This window comes from Bradyrhizobium sp. SBR1B (genome assembly GCF_014198205.1).
Lineage (GTDB): Bacteria > Pseudomonadota > Alphaproteobacteria > Rhizobiales > Xanthobacteraceae > Bradyrhizobium.
Genome location: NZ_JACIHC010000005.1, coordinates 146844 through 165272 on the forward strand (window position 1 = coordinate 146844; position 18429 = coordinate 165272).

18 protein-coding genes and 1 tRNA gene are annotated in these 18429 nt (G+C 64.7%); 7 read left to right on the forward strand and 12 right to left on the reverse strand.

The window, feature by feature from the left end; all coding sequences use genetic code 11:
• Nucleotides 1-97: 97 nt before the first annotated feature.
• The 3 genes from GGD61_RS15395 to GGD61_RS41255 form a co-directional block, all read right to left on the reverse strand.
• Nucleotides 98-1204: a glycoside hydrolase family 5 protein gene (locus GGD61_RS15395; RefSeq protein ID WP_092251999.1), complete on the reverse strand. Its 1107-nt coding sequence runs from the start codon at nucleotides 1202-1204 to the stop codon at nucleotides 98-100.
• Between the two features lie 38 nt (nucleotides 1205-1242).
• Nucleotides 1243-3414 carry an exopolysaccharide transport family protein gene (locus GGD61_RS15400; protein WP_183230879.1) on the reverse strand — a complete coding sequence of 724 codons (2172 nt, stop codon included), beginning with the start codon at nucleotides 3412-3414 and terminating at the stop codon, nucleotides 1243-1245.
• A gap of 127 nt (nucleotides 3415-3541) precedes the next feature.
• Nucleotides 3542-4198 carry a LysR family transcriptional regulator gene (locus GGD61_RS41255; protein ID WP_092251812.1) on the reverse strand — a complete coding sequence of 219 codons (657 nt, stop codon included), beginning with the start codon at nucleotides 4196-4198 and terminating at the stop codon, nucleotides 3542-3544.
• 151 nt (nucleotides 4199-4349) lie between these two features.
• Here GGD61_RS41255 and GGD61_RS15410 point away from each other — a divergent pair, with 151 nt between their 5' ends.
• Nucleotides 4350-5567, forward strand: coding sequence for an MFS transporter (locus tag GGD61_RS15410; protein ID WP_177236890.1), 1218 nt, complete (start codon nucleotides 4350-4352; stop codon nucleotides 5565-5567).
• Here GGD61_RS15410 and GGD61_RS15415 read toward each other — a convergent pair.
• Together GGD61_RS15415 and GGD61_RS15420 are read right to left on the reverse strand one after the other, a co-directional pair.
• Nucleotides 5564-6607, reverse strand: coding sequence for a zinc-binding dehydrogenase (locus tag GGD61_RS15415; protein ID WP_092251808.1), 1044 nt, complete (start codon nucleotides 6605-6607; stop codon nucleotides 5564-5566). The two genes, GGD61_RS15410 and GGD61_RS15415, sit on opposite strands and share 4 nt — an antisense overlap.
• Nucleotides 6608-6620: 13 nt before the next feature.
• Nucleotides 6621-7286: a class I SAM-dependent methyltransferase gene (locus GGD61_RS15420; RefSeq protein ID WP_177236872.1), complete on the reverse strand. Its 666-nt coding sequence runs from the start codon at nucleotides 7284-7286 to the stop codon at nucleotides 6621-6623.
• 236 nt (nucleotides 7287-7522) lie between these two features.
• On the opposite strand from GGD61_RS15420, the gene GGD61_RS15425 reads away from it, so the two are divergent.
• From GGD61_RS15425 to rnk, 3 genes are all read left to right on the forward strand, one after another.
• Nucleotides 7523-7849, forward strand: a complete 327-nt coding sequence (locus tag GGD61_RS15425; RefSeq protein WP_092251804.1) for a hypothetical protein — start codon at nucleotides 7523-7525, stop codon at nucleotides 7847-7849.
• Nucleotides 7850-8120: 271 nt separating this feature from the next.
• A complete protein-coding gene (locus GGD61_RS15430; protein ID WP_092251803.1) occupies nucleotides 8121-8603 on the forward strand; it encodes a GreA/GreB family elongation factor in 483 nt (160 codons plus the stop codon).
• A gap of 10 nt (nucleotides 8604-8613) precedes the next feature.
• On the forward strand, nucleotides 8614-9027 hold the full coding sequence (gene rnk / locus GGD61_RS15435) for a nucleoside diphosphate kinase regulator (RefSeq protein WP_018321175.1): 414 nt from the start codon (nucleotides 8614-8616) through the stop codon (nucleotides 9025-9027).
• A gap of 97 nt (nucleotides 9028-9124) precedes the next feature.
• Here the strand turns inward: rnk and GGD61_RS15440 are convergent, their stop codons facing one another.
• The 3 genes from GGD61_RS15440 to GGD61_RS15450 are packed head-to-tail and all read right to left on the reverse strand — an operon-like array spanning nucleotide 9125 to nucleotide 13055.
• Nucleotides 9125-10150, reverse strand: coding sequence for a tripartite tricarboxylate transporter substrate binding protein (locus GGD61_RS15440; protein WP_183230880.1), 1026 nt, complete (start codon nucleotides 10148-10150; stop codon nucleotides 9125-9127).
• A 22-nt stretch (nucleotides 10151-10172) separates the two neighbouring features.
• Nucleotides 10173-12260 (reverse strand): acetate--CoA ligase family protein, encoded by a 2088-nt coding sequence (locus GGD61_RS15445; RefSeq protein ID WP_092251801.1) that lies wholly within the window; start codon nucleotides 12258-12260, stop codon nucleotides 10173-10175.
• A gap of 3 nt (nucleotides 12261-12263) precedes the next feature.
• Nucleotides 12264-13055: an enoyl-CoA hydratase/isomerase family protein gene (locus GGD61_RS15450; protein ID WP_092251997.1), complete on the reverse strand. Its 792-nt coding sequence runs from the start codon at nucleotides 13053-13055 to the stop codon at nucleotides 12264-12266.
• Nucleotides 13056-13248: 193 nt separating this feature from the next.
• Between GGD61_RS15450 and GGD61_RS40495 the strand changes: the two genes are divergently transcribed.
• The 3 genes from GGD61_RS40495 (at nucleotide 13249) to GGD61_RS15460 (ending at nucleotide 14763) form a co-directional block, all read left to right on the forward strand.
• Complete coding sequence (locus tag GGD61_RS40495) at nucleotides 13249-13689, forward strand: helix-turn-helix domain-containing protein (protein WP_312012649.1); 441 nt, start codon at nucleotides 13249-13251, stop codon at nucleotides 13687-13689.
• Entirely contained in the window at nucleotides 13680-14024 is a 345-nt protein-coding gene (locus tag GGD61_RS40500; protein ID WP_246785941.1) for an IclR family transcriptional regulator C-terminal domain-containing protein, read from the forward strand. The genes GGD61_RS40495 and GGD61_RS40500 overlap by 10 nt, the downstream gene beginning before the upstream one ends.
• Before the next feature lie 307 nt (nucleotides 14025-14331).
• Nucleotides 14332-14763, forward strand: a complete 432-nt coding sequence (locus GGD61_RS15460; RefSeq protein WP_092251995.1) for a hypothetical protein — start codon at nucleotides 14332-14334, stop codon at nucleotides 14761-14763.
• A 79-nt stretch (nucleotides 14764-14842) separates the two neighbouring features.
• Here GGD61_RS15460 and GGD61_RS15465 read toward each other — a convergent pair whose 3' ends face one another.
• The 4 genes from GGD61_RS15465 to GGD61_RS15480 form a co-directional block, all read right to left on the reverse strand.
• Entirely contained in the window at nucleotides 14843-15745 is a 903-nt protein-coding gene (locus GGD61_RS15465) for a hypothetical protein (RefSeq protein ID WP_092251797.1), read from the reverse strand.
• 124 nt (nucleotides 15746-15869) lie between these two features.
• Complete coding sequence (gene queD / locus GGD61_RS15470) at nucleotides 15870-16226, reverse strand: 6-carboxytetrahydropterin synthase QueD (protein WP_018321167.1); 357 nt, start codon at nucleotides 16224-16226, stop codon at nucleotides 15870-15872.
• Nucleotides 16227-16310: 84 nt separating this feature from the next.
• Nucleotides 16311-16387, reverse strand: a tRNA-Arg gene (locus tag GGD61_RS15475).
• Nucleotides 16388-16647: 260 nt separating this feature from the next.
• Nucleotides 16648-18147 carry a HAMP domain-containing sensor histidine kinase gene (locus GGD61_RS15480; RefSeq protein WP_092251795.1) on the reverse strand — a complete coding sequence of 500 codons (1500 nt, stop codon included), beginning with the start codon at nucleotides 18145-18147 and terminating at the stop codon, nucleotides 16648-16650.
• Nucleotides 18148-18429: the final 282 nt, after the last annotated feature.

An 18429-nucleotide genomic window follows, 5' to 3' on the forward strand; every position in this document is an offset into this window, starting at 1 on the left:
TCCCCGGCACCCATCAATCGTCCTTTGGCAGCGCGCGTCGAGCACGATAGCGGGGCGATGTGTAAGGATTCGTTAACGATAGCGAACCCGTGCGATGTCAGCGCCGGGCGCGCCGGGGCGCGCCGCCAAGCAGCGCCCGCATCACGTCGGGATCGGGCTTGCCCGTGCTGCGATCGACGAGGCCAAAGCCTTGCGCCAGCTCCCAATGCGTCCAGCCCCAGCAATGCTCCCTGGCATAAGCGGTGACGTCCGCCAGCCAGCGCAACCGGCTTTGTCTGGGCGCACCGGCTTTCAGCACGCCGAACTCGTTGACGATGATCGGCCGCTTGAACTGCTGCTGCCATGCGAGCGCGGGCGCGAGCCAGCGATCGGCGCCTGGCTTGTCCTTGGCGGCGGCAATTGCAGTGTCGAGCATGCCGAGCGCCTTGGTCGCGCCCCTCGCCTGCAGATCCTGGCGCAGCGCCTGCACTTTGGGATCGCCGGCGTTGATCGGATAAGGCAGATCCATGATGTCGTGCAGCGGATCCTGCGCATCCCAGTGACCCTGATGGGTGAACACCATGGGATCATAGAAGTGGATGGCATAGACGATGTCGGGATCGTCCAGCGGACGAAACCGCGGCAGCGAGTCCGCGCGCTGCCAGTTGACGGGGCCGACAATGAGAGTGGTGGCGGGAAGCAATTTGCGGACGAAGCCGGCGAGCGTATCGACCTGCCTTTGCCATGTGTCAGCGTCGATATCGGGCTCGTTGAGCAGCTCGGCGAAGACGCGATCGGCCGGATAGGAGCGAATGACTCCCGCGAGGCTGCCCCAGGCGTCCTGCATCTCACGCAGCGCCGCGTCCTGATCTTCCTTGTGCAGGCGATTGAAGCGCTCGCCGGGATGAAGATCGACGGACGTGGCATAGCCGAGCGCGGTGAGCTGCTTCAGCGCCTTCTCGAGCGCGCGCAGCGTCTCGTCGCGTTCGGCCTTCTCAGCGAACCGGGGCATCACGCGCTCGGCCGGCACCGGCAGCCGGACGTGAGTCATTCCAGCGCTGCGCAGTTGCTGCAGCAACTCGCGGCTTGGCACCTCGCCGTTGATCCAGCCGTCGGCATTGAAGCCGCGCGACAGTGCGGCGAGCCTCGCCGGCGCCACCGTCTGCGGCACGGGCACGCAAGTGTCGGCGAAGGCCGGCGCTCCGAACGAGATCGACAGCAGCATCGCAGCAGTCAGCAGACGACGGCGCGCCGCTTTCACCGTCAAACCGCAAGGCCCAATGCGCCGCCCTCGGGGTGCGGCGCCGTCGAGCCCGCAGGCGCGTGATTGACGACCAAACCCGTCGGCACGGTCTCATACCTCGACAGCGCGGCGGTCACCCGGCGCATCGCCGCCGAACCGAGCTCGCCGGCGCGCGTCACCAGGACGATCAGGTCCGCATGCGCCGCCAGCGCGATGGCGTCGGGCTGCAAGGCGAGATTGCCGGCATGGACGATGATCAGATCGAACTCCGAACGAATATCGTCCTCGGGCCTCGCATCGGCCTTTCGGCCGGCACTGAGGAGCTCGTCGATCGACTGGAGTCCTGCCGTGGTCGAGCCGTCGTTCCATTCGGTCACCGGCGGCTGGTGACCTGCGAATTCGCCCTGCAGCCGGATCAATACGCTCATCATGCCGCTGTTCACGGCGGCGCGATTGAGCGAACGCGCAACGGTGTTGCCGCCGGCGCTCTTGCCGACCGACAGCACGAGGGCGACCTTGCAACCGCGCACCGGCACGCGATCGATCCGCTTGAGCAGAGGCCGCAGATAGGCGCCGAGATCGAGCTCCACTGAGGCAGCGATCGGTCTTTGCCAGACGGTGTTGGTGTTGGTCCCGGCTCCGGACGAAAGATCGGGGATGCGGGCCCAGACAGGAAGGCGCGTCACCGCCTCGGGCCGGGGCGCGGCAGCGGCGGGCTGCTGGACTTGCGGCTGGAGCTGCTGCTGGACTTGCCCGTCTTGCGTATCCTGCGCCGCTGCGTGCACGGCAGCCTCGGCCGGCGCAGGCCCGCCGGACATGCTCGTCATCGCCGCAGTGGCGGCGGTCGATGTCAGCAGCGATCCGATCGCCAGCGCCGCCAGCAGCAGAGCGAGCGGCGGACGGGTCGAGCGCAGCGGCGGAATGGCGGGCGAAGCGATCTTGGTCTGGGAGTTCTGCAGCTGACGCTGCTCATTGGTCGTCTTGAACCGCGACAGGAACTGCTCGTAAATGTTCCTGTTGGCATCGGCGTCCCGTTGCAGCTCCTGCAGCTTCACCAGCGCCTGGCCGTCGACCAGCATCTGCGTCTCGACCGCCTTGAGCTGCTTCTCCAGCGCGTTCTGCTGCTCCAGCTGGGCCTCATATTCGGACTTCGCCGTGTCGATGTTCTTTTTCCGCTCGACCTCGATCTGCCGGTTGATATCGGCCAGCTGGCTGTAGGAGATCGCGAGGTCGGGATGGCGGTCGCCGTACACCGCCTTCTTTTGCGCAATCTGGTCGTTCAGGGTCGAGCGCTGCGCACGCAGCATGCTCAACAGGTCCTGCTTCACGGGACCTTCGACATTGGCCTTGAGATCGCGCTGCACCTGCTCGTAGCGCGCCTTGGCTTCCTCGGTGCGAAGACGAGCGGCGGAGACCTGCTGATTGAGATCGGTCACCCGCAATTGCTGCGTGGTCGAATCCTTGCCGGCATTGAGGATCTTGTGCTCGAGCCTGAAGGCGGCGACGGCGTCTTCCGATGCGCGCAGCCGCTCGTTCAACGTGTTCAGCCGGTTCTTGAGCCAGTCGGCCGCCTCGTCCGTGGCCTCGGTGCGGACGCGGCCCTGGCTGGCAACGAACGCCTCGGCGATGGCGTTGGCGTAGTAAGCGGCCCGCTCGGGGCGGTTCGAAGTGAAGGAAATCGCAATGACGTAGGTGAGCCCGCGGCGTGTGATCTCGAGGCGGTTGCGGAATTTTTCGAGCAGGCGCGTCATGTCGGTATGACCGCCCGCGATATCATCGTCATCGGCGATCTTGAGCTGCTCGATCAAGGGGCGGAGAAAGCCGTCCGATTTGGCGATCTCGATCTGGCTCTGAAGCGCCGCGGCGTCCTGGCCGATGCCCGGCAGCACCTCCTGATCCGAGGTCACGCGCAGCTCCCGGGGATCGAGCACGACCAGGGCCGTCGCGGCGTACCGGACCGGCAGAATCATCAGAACGACGACGCCGAGAGCGAACAACGCCAGCGCCAGCGTCAGAATGCGCCGGCCGTTCTCGCGCAGGAAAGACAGCACTCCGGTGACGGTCAGCGATCCCTTGATCAGCGCCGGCGCGGCGCCGTCAGGTTTGGTCCGCGCAGCCCGCGGCGCTTCCCACGAAGCCGCAGGCTCCGTCGGGGCGATACTTCGCGGAGTTGCGCGGCTACCGAACGCCATGGGCTCGACTCGAAATCAACTGACAGTCACAGTTCAGAGGCTTTCGACACCGTAAATATCCATGGTTAACCGCCGGTTACGGCCGGCGCGCGAAGCCGGTCATGGCAAAACCTGAGAACAGGCCCGTTCAGGCGGAAAAGAACGGCTTGGATGGTCTGCGTGCCGGCCCTGCCGGACTGGCAGCCAGCGGCGCCCTCGGCGTGGCCGGCCGCGCGCGCTCGACATCGCCAAGCAGGCAGGACCGCACGGTTTCGATCTCCGGACAATCGGCAGTGCCCAGCGGCCCGATCAGGAAGCCGCTCTCCAGGGGCTCGCATTTGTAGCCGGGACAGCGTTGCACCCTGTCCGCGATCACGACGTCGACCTTGCCTTCGAGCAGCTCGTGCAGCCCTGCCGGCTGACTGATGCGAATGGCGAGCTGGGGCTGGGCCCGGCGGAACTGCGCCAGGCGCGCCCGCAACGCATCGACGGCAAAACTGGCGTGGAGCCCGATATGCAGCAGGCTCGTGACGCCCTCGGGCTTGAGCTCGGCGGTGGCCTCGGCAAGGCAACGAAAGGCGTCACGGACCCGCGCCAGATAGGTTTCGCCGGCGGAGGTCAGAATGATCTGCCGTGTCCGTCGCTCGAACAGCTGCACCCCCAGCCGTTCCTCCAGCAGGCGGACTTGCTGGCTGACCGCACCGGCCGTGACGTGCAGCTCGTGAGCGGCCTGCTTGAAGCTGAGATGGCGGGCGGCGGCCTCGAAGGCGCGCAGGGCATTGAGTGGCGGCAGCAGATACGTCATGGCCGGCTCCGGGCGATGCGGGAAGGCCGGGAGGATGCATGAGTTTCGCTCGCTCGACAAAAGAGAAATCCTGCTTTGTCGCCGCTGACGGCGAGCGATACCCCAGGGCCGATCTCCATGCAGCCCCAGGAAACCCGCCGCAGTGCCTGACATGCCGTCGATCGAAAAATCGTATTCCTGGATTCGCCTCACCGCCTCCATCGCCCTCAGCGCATTGGGCTGCGTTGGCATGTGGTCGCTGATCGTGGCATTGCCGGCGTTGCAGGCCGATTTCAATGCGCCTCGCGCGGAGGCGACCCTGCCCTACACGCTCGCCATCATCGGCTTCATGATCGGTGGCATCATCGTCGGCCGCTTGGCGGATCGCTTCGGCATCCTGCCGCCACTGACCGGCGGCACGATCCTGATGAGCCTCGGCTATGTCCTGACCGCCTTTGCCCCTAACCTGTCCGTGTTCGCGACGATCTCAGGCGTCACGATCGGGCTCGGCGGCGCGGCGAGCTTCGCGCCCCTGGTGGCCGACGCATCGCTGTGGTTCGACAGGCACCGGGGCCTTGCGATTTCCCTGGCCACGGCCGGCGGCTCTCTTGCCGGCATGATCTGGCCACCCATCGTCCAGCATGCCATCGCCGCGCACGGTTGGCGGCAGACCCATATCGGCATCGGCCTGTTCTGCCTCGCAACGATGCTGCCGCTCTGTCTGGTTCTGCGGCGGCGACCGGTATTCCACAAGGTTGCGCACCAAGCGGCGAGCTGCGGCAACACAATGCAGGCCATCGGCCTGTCTCCGGGCGTCACCCAGGGCCTGCTGGCCCTGGCCGGCATGTGCTGCTGCGTCGCCATGTCGATGCCGCAGGTCCATTTGGTCGCCTATTGCGGCGACCTCGGCTACGGCTCCGCGCGCGGCGCCGAAATGCTGGCGGTGATGCTCGGCTTTGGTGTGGCGAGCCGTCTGATCTTCGGCTGGGTGTTGAACCTCATCGGCGGCCTGCCGACCTTGCTGCTGGGCTCGGCGATGCAGGCCATGGCACTCGCGCTCTATCTGCCGTTCAACGGGCTGGTCTCGCTCTACGTCGTGTCCGCCATTTTCGGCCTGGCGCAGGGCGGCATCGTGCCGAGTTATGCGGTGATCATCCGTGAGCTGTTCCCGGCAAGGGAGGCCGGCTTTCGCGTCAGCCTCGCCATCTCGGTCACGCTCGCCGGCATGGCGCTGGGGGCCTGGATGGCCGGCGCGATCTACGACTGGACCGGCTCCTACGCTTCGGCGCTGGTCAATGGCATCGCCTGGAATATCGTGAACATGGCGATCACAGCCTGGCTGCTGCAGCGCCAGCGTCGATGTGCCGTCGGCGCCTTCGCCGCGGCCTAGCTGATGTTCAGCAGGATCCGCCCCGATGTGCCGCTGCGCATCAAATCCAGTGCGTCGTTGACGTCGTCGAGCGCGAACTCGTGGGTCACGATCCCGCGGTAGCTCACCTTGCCGGCGTCGCTCAGGCGAACGAGACGTGGGATATCGCGCGCCGGCTGGCATTGCCCGCCTTCCGAGCCCTTCAGCACTTTCTCGAAGTGCAGCGGCAGCGTGTAGATCTCGGCCTTCTCGCGGGGAACGCCGACGAGGATGCAACGGCCTTTCTTCGCCGTGATCTCGTAGGCGAGCTCGATCAGATTCTTGACGCCGGTGGTCTCGACGACCTTGTCGGGTCCCTCAGTGCCGGTGATGGAGCGAACCTCGGCAGCGACATCCTTGACCGCTTCGGAATTGATAATGTGGGTGGCGCCGAAATCCTTCGCCATCGCCAGCTTGTTGTCGAGGCGGTCGATCGCAATGACAGGATAGGCGCCGACCATCGCGGCGAATTGCACGATGTTCAACCCGACGCCGCCGACGCCGAACACGACGACCGCCTCGCCGATGGCGATTTGCGCGTCGTTGTTGACGACGCCGAGCGCGGTCGTCACCGCGCAGCCGAGCAGCGGCGCGCTTGTACGATCGATCGAAGCGGGAACGGGCGTGACGCGGTTCTCCGAGACCACGGCATATTCATTGAAGGTGGTGACCCAGCCGGCATTGAGGCGCTTGCCGCGCCAGGAATAGGCCGGCGTATTGGCCTGAATGCCCTTGCCGGGCCGCCAATGCATGACGACGGTGTCGCCCTGCTTGCAGGAGACGACGCCGGGTCCGGTTTCGATGATCGTTGCCAGCGCTTCGTGCCCCAGAAGATGCGGCAGGAACTTGTCGACGCCCTTGACGGCGTCGATCTCGTTGATCTGCGCACCACAGATGCTCGACGTGTGCACATGCGCGAGCACCTGGCCGTGTTCGAGCCTATCGGGCAAGGTGAACTCGTCGACGATCAGCGGCTTGCCGGATTCGACGAGAATGGCCGCCTTGGCGGTCTTGATATCCATGAGGCGCGCCCGATCACTCGAAATAGATGAATTCGTAATCGCCGGTGTAACCGAGCTTGCCGTAGAGCCAGATCCATTCTGACGTGTGCAGGATGGACTCCGCCGTCAGCGCCCAGCATTCGAGGTTGTGCAACTCGGCGACGTTCCGGTAGCCCTCGACCATGACGTATTTGTTCTTGCCGACCCGCTCGACCTCCTTGAGCGCCGCTTCGAGCTCATAGAGCCGGAGATTGTGCAGCGTGCCGAGCGAGATGACGAGATCGAAACTGTCGTCGCCATAGGGATAGATGTCCTGGGCACGGTAATTGAAGAGGTACGGCTTCACCTGCTCGTGCGCATTTTCGAGGCCGTGCTTGGAAATATCGAAGCCGACGACCTTCAAGCCCGGCAGGATCTTCTGCATCTCGTACAGCAGGAAGCCCTTGCCGCAGCCGACGTCGAGCACGCTCGAGCCATCCTTCAGGCCATAGGTCTCGATCAGCGCCTTGGCGACCGGCGCCCAGCGCCCCTCGATGAAGCGATAGCCGCCATAGCCGAAGCGGCGGTCGCCATCCCAATAGTCGGCCTCGTATTCCCGCGCTTTCAGCGAGCAGCCGATCTTGTCGTCGTTCATGCGGCCCATGTAGTCGCGCTTGGTCGCCGTATGCAGCGGCGTCACGATATTCAGTAGTCGTCCCATTGAGCCCTCAGATTCCAGCACGCGCTGCGATTGTCGCGACCGGCTGGGAAGCCCTGAGTCGCAACTTGCGAGTCGTTCTAGCATTGGTGGTCGGGATCATCATTGCTTCAGATCAATGATGGGGAATTCCGAGACGGGACCGTCAGCAGCCGGCACAGGTTCCGCTGCCGGCAGCGACAGGGAGGCGCATGGAACGGGACTGCGAAGCACGGCGTTTCGCCCGGAAGGAGTCCACCATGCCGACCAAGCCGACCATAGCTCGCATCTGGCGCGGTCGCACCCGCCGCGATCTTGCCGATGCCTACCAAGCCTATCTGCAGTCCGAGGGCATTCCGCCGCTGCTCAAGACCGCGCTCGGTGTGCAGCAATTGCGCGAAGACCGCGATGAGGAGACGTGGTTCACGACCATTTCCTATTGGGCGGACATCAAGGACATGACGGCCTTCACCAAGGGCGAGCCGACCAAGGTCCATCATCTCGCGCGCGACGCGGAATTCCTGATCGAGCTGCCGGAGCGCATCGAGATCCACCGCATCCTGATCGACGAGCAGGGGCTGCGGTGAAAGGCCAGTGCCAAAACTGAAGCTCATATCACCGTCGAATTATGGCCGTTGCAGCGATTCGATCGCTCGCGACTGTGCGGTTTAGCCGCAATGTTGCTGGCGAAATGAATCACTATAGTCAGAATGTCATGGCATATGTCGTCGACATAGATGCGCGCACCGCGCGCTTCGGTCTTCACGCCGGCCGCCTCCAAGCAGGCGGTTAGCCGGACGGTGCTTGCACCGTCCGGGCTCTTTTCCAGCTTTCGTGACCTCGCCCTGAGAGGTCGTCTTGAAGCAGAAGGAGTGTGCCGTGCTGCCTCTTCCAAAAATCGCGCTCACCGCATCGGACTATCCGCGACTCGAACAGCTTGCCCGCCTTGCCGCCCAAAAAGGCGATTTGGACGGGATATTTCTCATCAGTGAGATCAACCGCGCTGACATCGTACCGAACGATTGGGACGATCTCCGTTCGCGGGTGACCGTTGGATCATGGGTCACCTATTGCACGAATTGGGGCGTTCCGCGTCGCGTCGTGCAATTGGTCTGGCCCGAGGAGTGTGGGTCGGATCCCGCCCGCATTTCGGTTCTGACACCTTTGGGGGCAGCCTTGATCGGCCTGCAGGTCGGCGACCAAATGCCATACATCCTCGCCGGCTGCCTGAACGTCGTCAGGGTTCAGAACGTGACCCAATCAAGCCCCAACGTCGTCCCGCTCTTCCGGGCTCATCGGCGCAAGCCGCTCGATGACGATCCCGGACCAACCGCAGCATAGGAGACATCAAATGCACAACTTCGAAACCGAGATTCGGCGAGACCAGCCGGCGTTGCCGCCGATCAAGATCACTGAAGACGAATCGCGGCGTCTCAGCTCGCTGGCGAATTCGACCATGGATCTGTTCCCTCGTGTCGCCCAGTTTCTGGCGCGCGAACTGGAACGGGCGTCGGTCGCCGCAGAGAACGATTTGCGCGGCGTGGTCAGGATGGGCTCCAAAGTAACCTATCGTGATGACGGGACAGGTGCCAGCCGGGAGATCGTGCTGGTCTATCCGCACGAGGCGAACATCGAACTCAACCGGGTCTCGATTCTGACGCCTGTTGGAGCGGCCCTGATTGGCCTCTCGGTGGGGCAGCGGATCGAGTTCGAGACGCCGGACAAGCGCACCAGGGGGCTGACCGTTCTCGCCGTCTCCGAATGAGGGCTGTCATCCGACCGAGCAAAACACTCTAGCGAGGACAGATAGCGGAGCGTGCTTGCGCAATGTTCCGGCAATGCGCAGGCGCCCTCCTGCTGTCCTATTGCACCTCGATGTTGGCGTCCTTGACCAGCTTGCGCCAGCGTTCCTCCTCCTGCCCGACATAGCGATCGAGCTGTTCCGGAGCGCCGCCGACCATGATGAGGCCTTCGTTGGCCTCCAGCTTCTTGAACGCGCCGGACTGAACCGCCTTTGCGATTGCCTGATTGAGACGCGCAATCACCGGCGCGGGCGTCTTGGCCGGAGCGTACAATCCGTACCAGGATTCGGCGGCATAGCCGGGCACCCCGGCCTCGGCGACAGCAGGCAATTGCGGAAATGCCGCCGAACGTTCGGCGGACGTGACAGCCAGCGCCCGGAGCTGGCCCGCAGCCACCAGCGAGGCCGCGCTTGCCACGGTGGTGAACATCACGTCGATCTGGCCGCCCAAGAGATCGCTGATCGCGGGCGCCGCACCCTTGTAGGGCACCGCCGTCATCTTGACCTTGGCCATCGCATTGAACAGCTCGCCGGCGAGATGGGCCGAGGTGCCGGTGCCGAATGTCCCGAAATTGAGCTTGCCCGGATTGGCCTTGGCTTCTGCGATCAAATCGGAGATCGAGTTGATCTTGGAGGCCGGGTTGACGACGACAATATTGAAGGATCGCGCGATCAGCGATACCGCCGCGAAATCCTTGTGCGGATCGAACGGCAGCTTTTTGTACAGGCTCGGATTGACCGCGTGCGCGAAGGTCGCCATCAGGAGCGAATAGCCGTCGGGCTCGCTGGTCGCCACCGTCTGGGTCCCGATGATGGTTCCGGCGCCGGGCTTGTTCTCGATGATGACGGACTTGCCGAGATCCGTCTGGATCTCCTGCGCCGTCGTTCGCGCCATGATGTCGGTCCCGCCGCCGGCTGCGAAGGGCACCACGATCTTGATGATCTTGTCGGGATATTCGGCGCGCGCCGGCGTCAGTCCGAGCCCCGAGACGACAGCACAGGCGAGCACGACGAGACCTCGCCGGCGCCGCACGACGACACCCTTTCCGCGCGCGCGATCATGATTGATGATTTCGCCACTGGCCATAAGAAGCTCCATCCGATTTTGTTCAGACATTGAGAACAACCAATCCGTCTGCCGCCTTCACGCCCCGGCCCGCCGGCAGCACGAAGACCGGATTGATTTCGGCCTCGACGAGGCGATCACCGAGCTGCGCAACCATGCGCGAGAAAGCGACGACCGCTTCTGTGAGCGCTTCGACATCGCATTTCGGCCGGTCCCGAAAACCGTCCAGCAACGGCCAGGTGACGAGATCACGCACCATCGCGAAGGCCTCGGCCTGGCCGAGGCTGCCGTCCGGTGGCAGCAGGCGCATCGTCGTGTCCTTGAACAGTTCGGCCGCGACGCCGCCCATTCCGAGGAGGATGGCCGTTCCCAAGGGATCGCGATGCATTCCGAGAATGATCTCGACGCCATCGGAAACCATCTCCTGAACCAGGAATTGGTCGGGCCGCGTCCCGACCCTGGCCTCGACCTCGTCTGCCATCGCCGTCAGGCGGCCACTGATCGTCTCGGCAGTCAGGTTGACCGCGACGCCACCGACATCGCTCTTGTGCGCGATCTCGCGAGAGAGAATCTTGAGCACGACCTGGCCGCCGAAGTCTCGTGCGGCCTGTTCCGCTTCGCTCGCCGTTGCGACCATTTTCTCCGCCACGACCGGAACACCAAAGCGGGCGAACAACGCCTTGGCTTGAGCCTCATCCAGCGATCCCGCCGGGAAGTCGCTGACATCGGCCGCCGTCAGGGGCAAGGTGGGTCTCTGGACCTGCTCCGGCACTCCGGCCCGCAAGAGCCCGTCGAGCGCAGCGGCGCAGCTTTCGGCGGACGTGTAGGCCGGGACGCCTCGGCGGGTGAGGACGGAAACCACCTCGGGCGCGTAGGGGCTCACATAGGCAATGACGGGCTTGTCGCTCAGCGGCAGGCAGTCGTGGATGGCATCGGCCATCAGGCTCGGCGATCCCACAGCCGACGAGCCGGCAATGACGACCAGCGCATCGTAGGAGGGACTTGCGAGCAGAATGCGGATGGCGGCGCGCAGCAGATCCGGCTGCAGGCCGGCGAGGGTCACATCGATCGGGTTGCGATCGAGGTTGGCTTGCGGTCCCGACTGCAGCGCGCGCAATTGCGCGGCCGTCTCAGCATCGGGGGCGGGTGTCACAAAGCCGGCGACGCCGAGACTGTCTGATACGATCGTGCCGGCGCCGCCGGTCGAGGTGAGGATCGCAACACGCCGGCCGGACAGCTTCCGTCCCGCACCAAGGGCTGCGGGAATATCGAGCAGGTCTTCGAACGTTTTGGCGCGGATCACGCCGACTTGCCTGAACAAGGCGTCATACATGCGATCGGAGCCGGCCAGCGCGCCGGTGTGCGAGACCGCCGCCTGTGCGCCCGCTTCCGATCGACCGATCTTGAAGGCGACAATTGGTTTGCCGGCGCGGCGCGCTTTCAAAACCGACTCGCGAAAGCGAGCCGGATTGCGGATCGCCTCGACATAGAGCGCGATGACCTTGGTTGCGCTGTCGTCGGCGAGAAAATCGATGAAATCAGCGAGGTCGAGATCGGCCTCGTTGCTGGTCGACACCAGCTTCGACAGACCGACCCCGCGCGCCGCGGCGCGCGACAGCAAGGCGCCGAGAATGCCCCCGCTTTGCGAGATCAATCCGATGGATCCCGCCGGGAAGTCATCCATCGCCAGCGCGCCCGACGCCGACAGCACGATATTGTCGGTGAGATTGACGAGGCCGATCGTGTTCGGCCCGAGGATCCGCATGGAGCCGGCGGCCTGCATGAGCTGCTTCTGCCGCTCGGCGCCTTCCGCCCCTGTTTCAGTGAAGCCACTGGCAAGGACGATCGCCGCGGCGGCGCCCCGCTCGGACAATTCGCGCACCGCGACGTGCGCGCGCTCGGCACCGAGCAGGACAAGGCCGACGTCAGGCACATCGGGCAGCGAGGCGATGTCGGGGTAGCAAGTCAGACCGCCGATGCTCGCGACTCTCGGATTGACGGGATAGATCGCGCCCGCAAAGCCATGCTGCCGGAGATAGGACACCGGCCGCCCCGACGTCTTGCTCGGGTCCGCTGAAGCGCCGATGATGGCGACGCTGCGGGGCCGGATCAGGCGTTCGATCGCATCCATGGCTCAATCCTTCGACGCGGATTGCGCAAGGAACGCGGTCACCGCGTCGCGATGCTCCGCGCTGGTGTAGCAGATGGCCTGCGCCTGGCTGCCGAGACTGAAGATGTCGTTGGCGGAATGCTCGAACGTCTCGTTCAGGATCTTCTTGCCCAGCGCCAGCGCGGTGGGAGAGCCTTGAGCCAGTTCGGCCGCCCAGGCCTGCGCGGCCGGCAGGAGCTCGCTCGAGGCCACCTTGCGATCGACGATGCCGAGCGCGAGCGCTTCGTCAGCCTCGACGACGCGTCCGGTGAAGATCAGCTCCTTGGCCTTGGGAAGCCCGACCCGGCGCGGCAGGAAATACAGGCCGCCGCCGTCGGGGATCAAACCGCGCTTGATGTAGGACCAGGTGAATTTCGATCGCTCCGTTGCCATGACGAAGTCGCAGGCCAGCGCAGTGTCCGCGCCGAGACCCGCCGCGGCGCCGTTGACGGCGGCGATCGTCGGTTTCGGCAGGCCCAGCAGCAGCGACTGCACGTGATGCACGCCCTGCTGACGGCTCCATCCGTTGAATGCGACGTCGCCCTGCGGCGCCTCGAGCCGGCGCTTCATTCCGCTGATGTCGCCGCCGGCGCAGAACGCACTGCCGCGCCCCGTCAGCACCAGAGCCTTGATCGCTTTGTCCCGGGCCACGGTTTCGAGCGCAGCGACCAACTCCGAGCGCATGTCGTCGCTCATGGCGTTGCGTCGGTCCGGCCGGTTGAATGCAATCGTCGCGACACCCGCCGCGACTGAAAATTCGATGAGCTGATAGGACATGGCAAGCTCCTTGGTTCGAGTCGGATCGATCACCGCGACGCATTGCGGATGTCGAATGCCGATTTCGGCGGTGCCGTTTCCTCGTTGAGCCCCAGCACGGCCGGGCATTCTTCTTCCCGGTGCTGATAGCGGCTTGCGCCCGCCGGAACATCCCCCTAATTCCACTTAGTGGAAACGCCGGACGGAGGCTGATGTGGCGCAGCTGCGCACATATGCGGGCGGGGTTGACGGCAACCGGTCGCTCGAACGGGGCATCGAAATCCTCCGGGCGTTCCGGCCCGGCGTCGACACGCTGGGCAACGGCGAGATTGCGGAGCGAACAGGACTGCCGCGATCGACGGTCAGCCGGCTGACGCGAACGCTGGTCAATTCCGGGATGCTCGACGAAGTCCGCGCGATGCGGACCTACCGGCTTGCCGCGTCCGTCATCAGCATCGGTCACGCCATGCGGACGGGATCACCGGTGCTCAACGCGATCGGACCGATGATGCGGGCCGAATCGGCCAAGCGCCGGCTCAACGTGGGCCTCGCGACGGCGGATCGAGCCATGATGGTTACCTGGAGTCGATCCGCTACAGCCCCCGAGCGGCACTGCGGAACGTCGTCGCGGGTCAGCAGGTCCCGATGGAGTTGACGTCGCTCGGGCGCGCTTATCTGGCCGGCATTGCCGAGGCCGAGCGCGAGCGATTGCTGAGGCAGTTCAAGCGGCGTAGCGCGGCGGCCACGAAGGCGCTGCTTGCGGACGTCAGGGCATCGATACGCTCAGTCGAACGCAACGGTTATTGCGCAGTGTCGTGGCAACCCGGCGTTCTCGCCGTTGCCACACCCATCGTGCTGGCCGGGCTTCCGGTCTACGCCCTCAACATGAGCCTGCAAAATGTCGAGCGGTCCGATGCGCTGGCCGGCGAACTTGGCGCGTACCTCAACGCGTTTGCGGCAAAGTGCAAGGAGGTGCTGGCGGGCCAGTGAAGCCGATTGGCCGCCGCTTCGCTACCGACTGGCCCTACGCGCCCTTGGCTTAAGCTCGCGGCAACTTTCCGTTTCAAGATGCGTTGAGCTTCAACACGATCCGGAGAAGACGGCGGCAACGTCAAGATCGGGGACCTCTAGCTGCGATCGCCGTCGGTGAGTGCTGACTCGCCGGGACGGCAAATGGCTGATCAAGGCGCTCGACAACGTAACCTTGACGAACCCACGCACGGCGAGCTGGTCCTGCGAAAGTGACGTCAGCGGAGACTTCCGATCCCGACACGCGTTGGAGGCGACTATGAAGACGATGGAGACGAACGTCAGGAAGCTGTTCGAGCGATATGAGAGTATCTCCAAGGCGTCTCTGCGCGGCGACGTGAACATGGATGAAGTCGCCGCGCTCTACGCCTCGGAGTTCATCGCGGCCACACCCGCCGGCGTGATGACTGGGAAGAACGACGAGCATCTCAAGCAGGTCCTTGCTAAGGGCTATGCCCACTACCGCGCTATCGGAACAAAGGCGATGGAGATGCGGGGGCTCCGCATCGCGCCATTGGACGAACACCATTGCGTCGCCCACGTCTCCTGGAGAGCGATGTATGTCCGCAAGAACCAATCCGACGTCGTGATTGATTTCGACGTCCACTACCTCGTCCAGCATTTGGGCGCAGAGCCCAAGGTCTTCGGATGGGTGTCGGGGGACGAGCAGACCCTTCTGAGGGAGCGCGGCGTCATTTGACGCTGGCCAGCGTCCTACGGGCTAATCTAGGACGGTGAGCCAAAGGCGCATCTCTCGCCGGCAATGTCGTACGCCGCCGCTACAATTTCCCATAGACCCGCCCGGCGACCGCCTTCAGGCGCTCGACCGAGCCGGATTCCGGATGCGGCTTGACCGGGGCAAACACGATCGAAGCCTGCCTGCCGTTCTTCCAGACATAGATGGTGACGGCGTTGCCGTTGCCCTTGGTGCAGGAATGCTCACCGAACGCTTCACCACCGAGCTCTTGTATCGCCACGTGCTTGCAGGGACCTGCGCGCTTCATCATGCCGATGGCGGTGTCCCGCGAGGTCGCGATCACCGCGACGATCATGGTGTTGGCGTCGCGATCGAACATCATGCAGCTGCCCGCGCCGGTGCGCTGGACCGTCAGCGTGCTCTTGTCGAGAAAGCCGTCGGCATCCGCGGCCGTGAGCCACTCGCAATTGCCGAACCGCTCGCTGCTCTTGCTCACGCTGGCGATGGCCACGCGCGCGGCTTCGGTGACCGGCCCGAGCAGCGCGTCGTCGGCACGCCGGCCGACCGGATAGACGGTGATCTGCAGAATGTAATCGCCGGACAAGGCGACGACCGAGGCCTCCTGGCGCTCTGCGCCGGCCGCGCTCGTTCCGCCCTGGCCTTCGTCGCCGATCCCGGCGACTGCGTTAAGCGGCATGCGCTCGCCAAGCGTCTTGACGAAGGTCGCGTACAATTCCCTGGCGCGGTCCTTGTCCGGGTTGCGGAACACGGAGAGCATCATCGTGTCGCCGCGCCCGGCCTGGTAGATGCAGCCACGGCCGTCCTGATTTGAAATCAGCGACCATTTGAGCGCCGGCATCGCGGCGGCGAGATCCTTGGCGCTGATGAACGGGCAGGTTTCAGCCGCGCGCGCGGGAAGCGCGGGGATGGCTGCGATTGCAAGGAACAGAACGAGGCAGGAGAGCAGGCGATCGATGGTACGCATGGGACGTACTTACTACCGAAACGGTGCGCCCGGAACAATTCGAACGCCCCCCTCAGATCCGTCCTTTGATGCTCTATCCAGCCGAGCCAAGGACGGCCCGCGCCGGATCAGCGCAGGGCCATCGCTACTGCCCGTTATATTCGGCCCAGCAGTCCGCCGTTTCATAGACACGGACCGCCGACAGCTGTCGAAGGCTCGGCTTCAACCGGTCCCAGATCCAGATCGCGATATTCTCGGCGGTCGGGTTCTCGAGGCCTTTGACCTCGTTCAGGCAGTGGTGATCCAGCGCGCCCAGGATGTCGGCGAAGCTTTTTTCGATGTCGAAGAAATCCGCGACGAAGCCGGTATGCGGGTCGACCGGCCCGTCCAACTGGACCTCGACCCGGTAGGAATGACCGTGCAGCCGGCGGCATCGATGGGTCTCGGGCACGTTCGGCAGCCGATGCGCCGCCTCGAACTTGAACGCTTGCGATATCTTCATTCCGCTCCTCACACGGCGTCACCATCCGGTCTCGGGCCCGTCTGGCGACCAGATGCTGCTAGGTCCTGACCTTTCGGCGAAGAATGGCGCGCCCGGAACGATTCGAACGTCCGACCCTCAGATTCGTAGTCTGATGCTCTATCCAGCTGAGCTACGGGCGCGTTTTTCGCAAACAGCGCGGGCTTGGCCCGCAGGCAGCCCCCGGCAAAGCCGGAGGGGGTGCGAAAGAGCGCTCTGACTAACCGCTCTTGCCCCGATTGGCAAGGTCCGGGATGGGGAGATTTTGCAGGGAAATGACGGTTTGGATGTCATTCCGGGGCGATGCGCAGCGCCGAACCCGGAATCTCGCGCCAATGCTCGGGATTCCGGGTTCTCGCTACGCGAGCCCCGGAATGAAGGGAGATTATAGGCCTCTGGCCGACTACGCCCTCTGCCGCTCGTTGCGGATGGAGAGGAGCTCGACGGGGCGGTCGGGAATGACGATGCGGAAGGTGGCGCCGATGGTGCCTTCGACCAGGTGGATATCGCCGCCATGGGCGCGGACCAGCTCGGCGGCGATGGCGAGGCCAAGGCCGCTGCCGCCGGGGCGGCCGGAGGTCTGGAACGCCTCGAACAGGTGCTCCCGGGTCTTCGGGGGGACACCGGGGCCGGTGTCGGAAACCTCGAGAATTGCGACCGCGCCCTCGCGTTTTCCCGTGATCCGGATCTGCTGCACCCCGCCCTCGCCGGAGGCGTGACTTTCCAGCGCCTGGGCGGCATTGCGGACGAGGTTGAGCAGCACCCGGAACAGCTGATCGGGATCGGCATCGACCGCAAGACCGCGATCGATCGCGGCGACCCAGGCGATCGAGGCGTCGGAGGCGAGGCCCGCGGTCTCGCGCACCTCCAGCACGACAGGCTCGATCAGGATCATGCGACGGTCCGGTGCGGCCTCCTGGGCGCGGCCGTAAGACAGCGTCGACTGGCAGAAGGCGATGGCGCGCTCGAGCGAGCGCACCAGCTTTGGCGCGAAGCGCTGCACCCGCGGGTCCGGCACGCTGGCGAGTTGGTCAGACAGCAGCTGGGCCGAGGCCAGAAGATTGCGCAGATCGTGGTTGATCTTGGACACGGCGAGGCCAAGGGCGGCGAGCCGGCTCTTCTGATGCAGCATCGACATCAAATCGCGCTGCATGTCCGACAATTCGCGCTCGGCGACCCCGATCTCGTCGCTGCGCTGGCTCGGCACGATGATCCCCGCTGAGCTTTCGGGGTTCTCGTGGAAGCCGACCAGGCTCGCGGTCAGCCGCCGCATCGGGCGCACGAAGAGATAATGAAGCGCGAGGTAGACGAGGCCCGCGGTCAGCGCCGCGATGATCAGCGCGACCACCACGACGTTGCGGGAGAACCGGTACATCTGCTGCCGCAGCGGCAGCTCGTCGGTGACGATCTCGATGAACTGGGCATTGCCGACGCCGGGCCCGACGATGCGGATGGCCTGATTGCCGGTCTCCAGCATCATCCGGAACGAGCCGGTGATCGCCTCCCATGCCGTCATGTCGCGCAGGTCGATGTCATGCTCGATGGCAGCCGGAATGTTGTCGCTGGCGAGCAGCCGGCGCTGCTGGCCCATCTTGATGGCGACGGCGCGAGCATTGATGCTCTTCAGGATCTGCCGCGACAGCGAATCAGGAACCATGCCGAGCGGCGCCGCATCGAGCACCAGCGCCGCGGTGTTGGCGGCGGCGACGCGGTCGTTCAGCCGATTGACCCAGAAGTTGGCGATGGCGGGCACATAGAGCAGGCTGGCCGCGATCATCACCAGGGGAACGGTGAGCAACAACAGCTTGCCTGACAGCCCGAGGCCGCGCGTCCCGCGGGGGCGCATCGCCGGCTGGTCCGGCTGATCCTGATCCTGGATCGGCTGGAGGTCTGTCGCTGCCACGAAAGTCGCCCTCGCTGCCTTTGGCCGGTAAAGGATTGGCGGTATGAAGATGCGACCCGACCCCGGTCCGGTCAAATTACGGATCGCTAATCTGCCGAGGTGGGATGTAAGCGCTGATATCGCGAGTCGCCACCTCAAGGGTTAAAAACCCCGCACAAACAGCGATATTCACCGGAATCGTGCGCTTGTGCGGCGTTGACGAAAAGAAGGCACTCCCTTATAAGCCGCGCAAATTGTCCGCGATGACCCGGTGCGACACCGGGAGCGGCTCTCTTGGGGCCG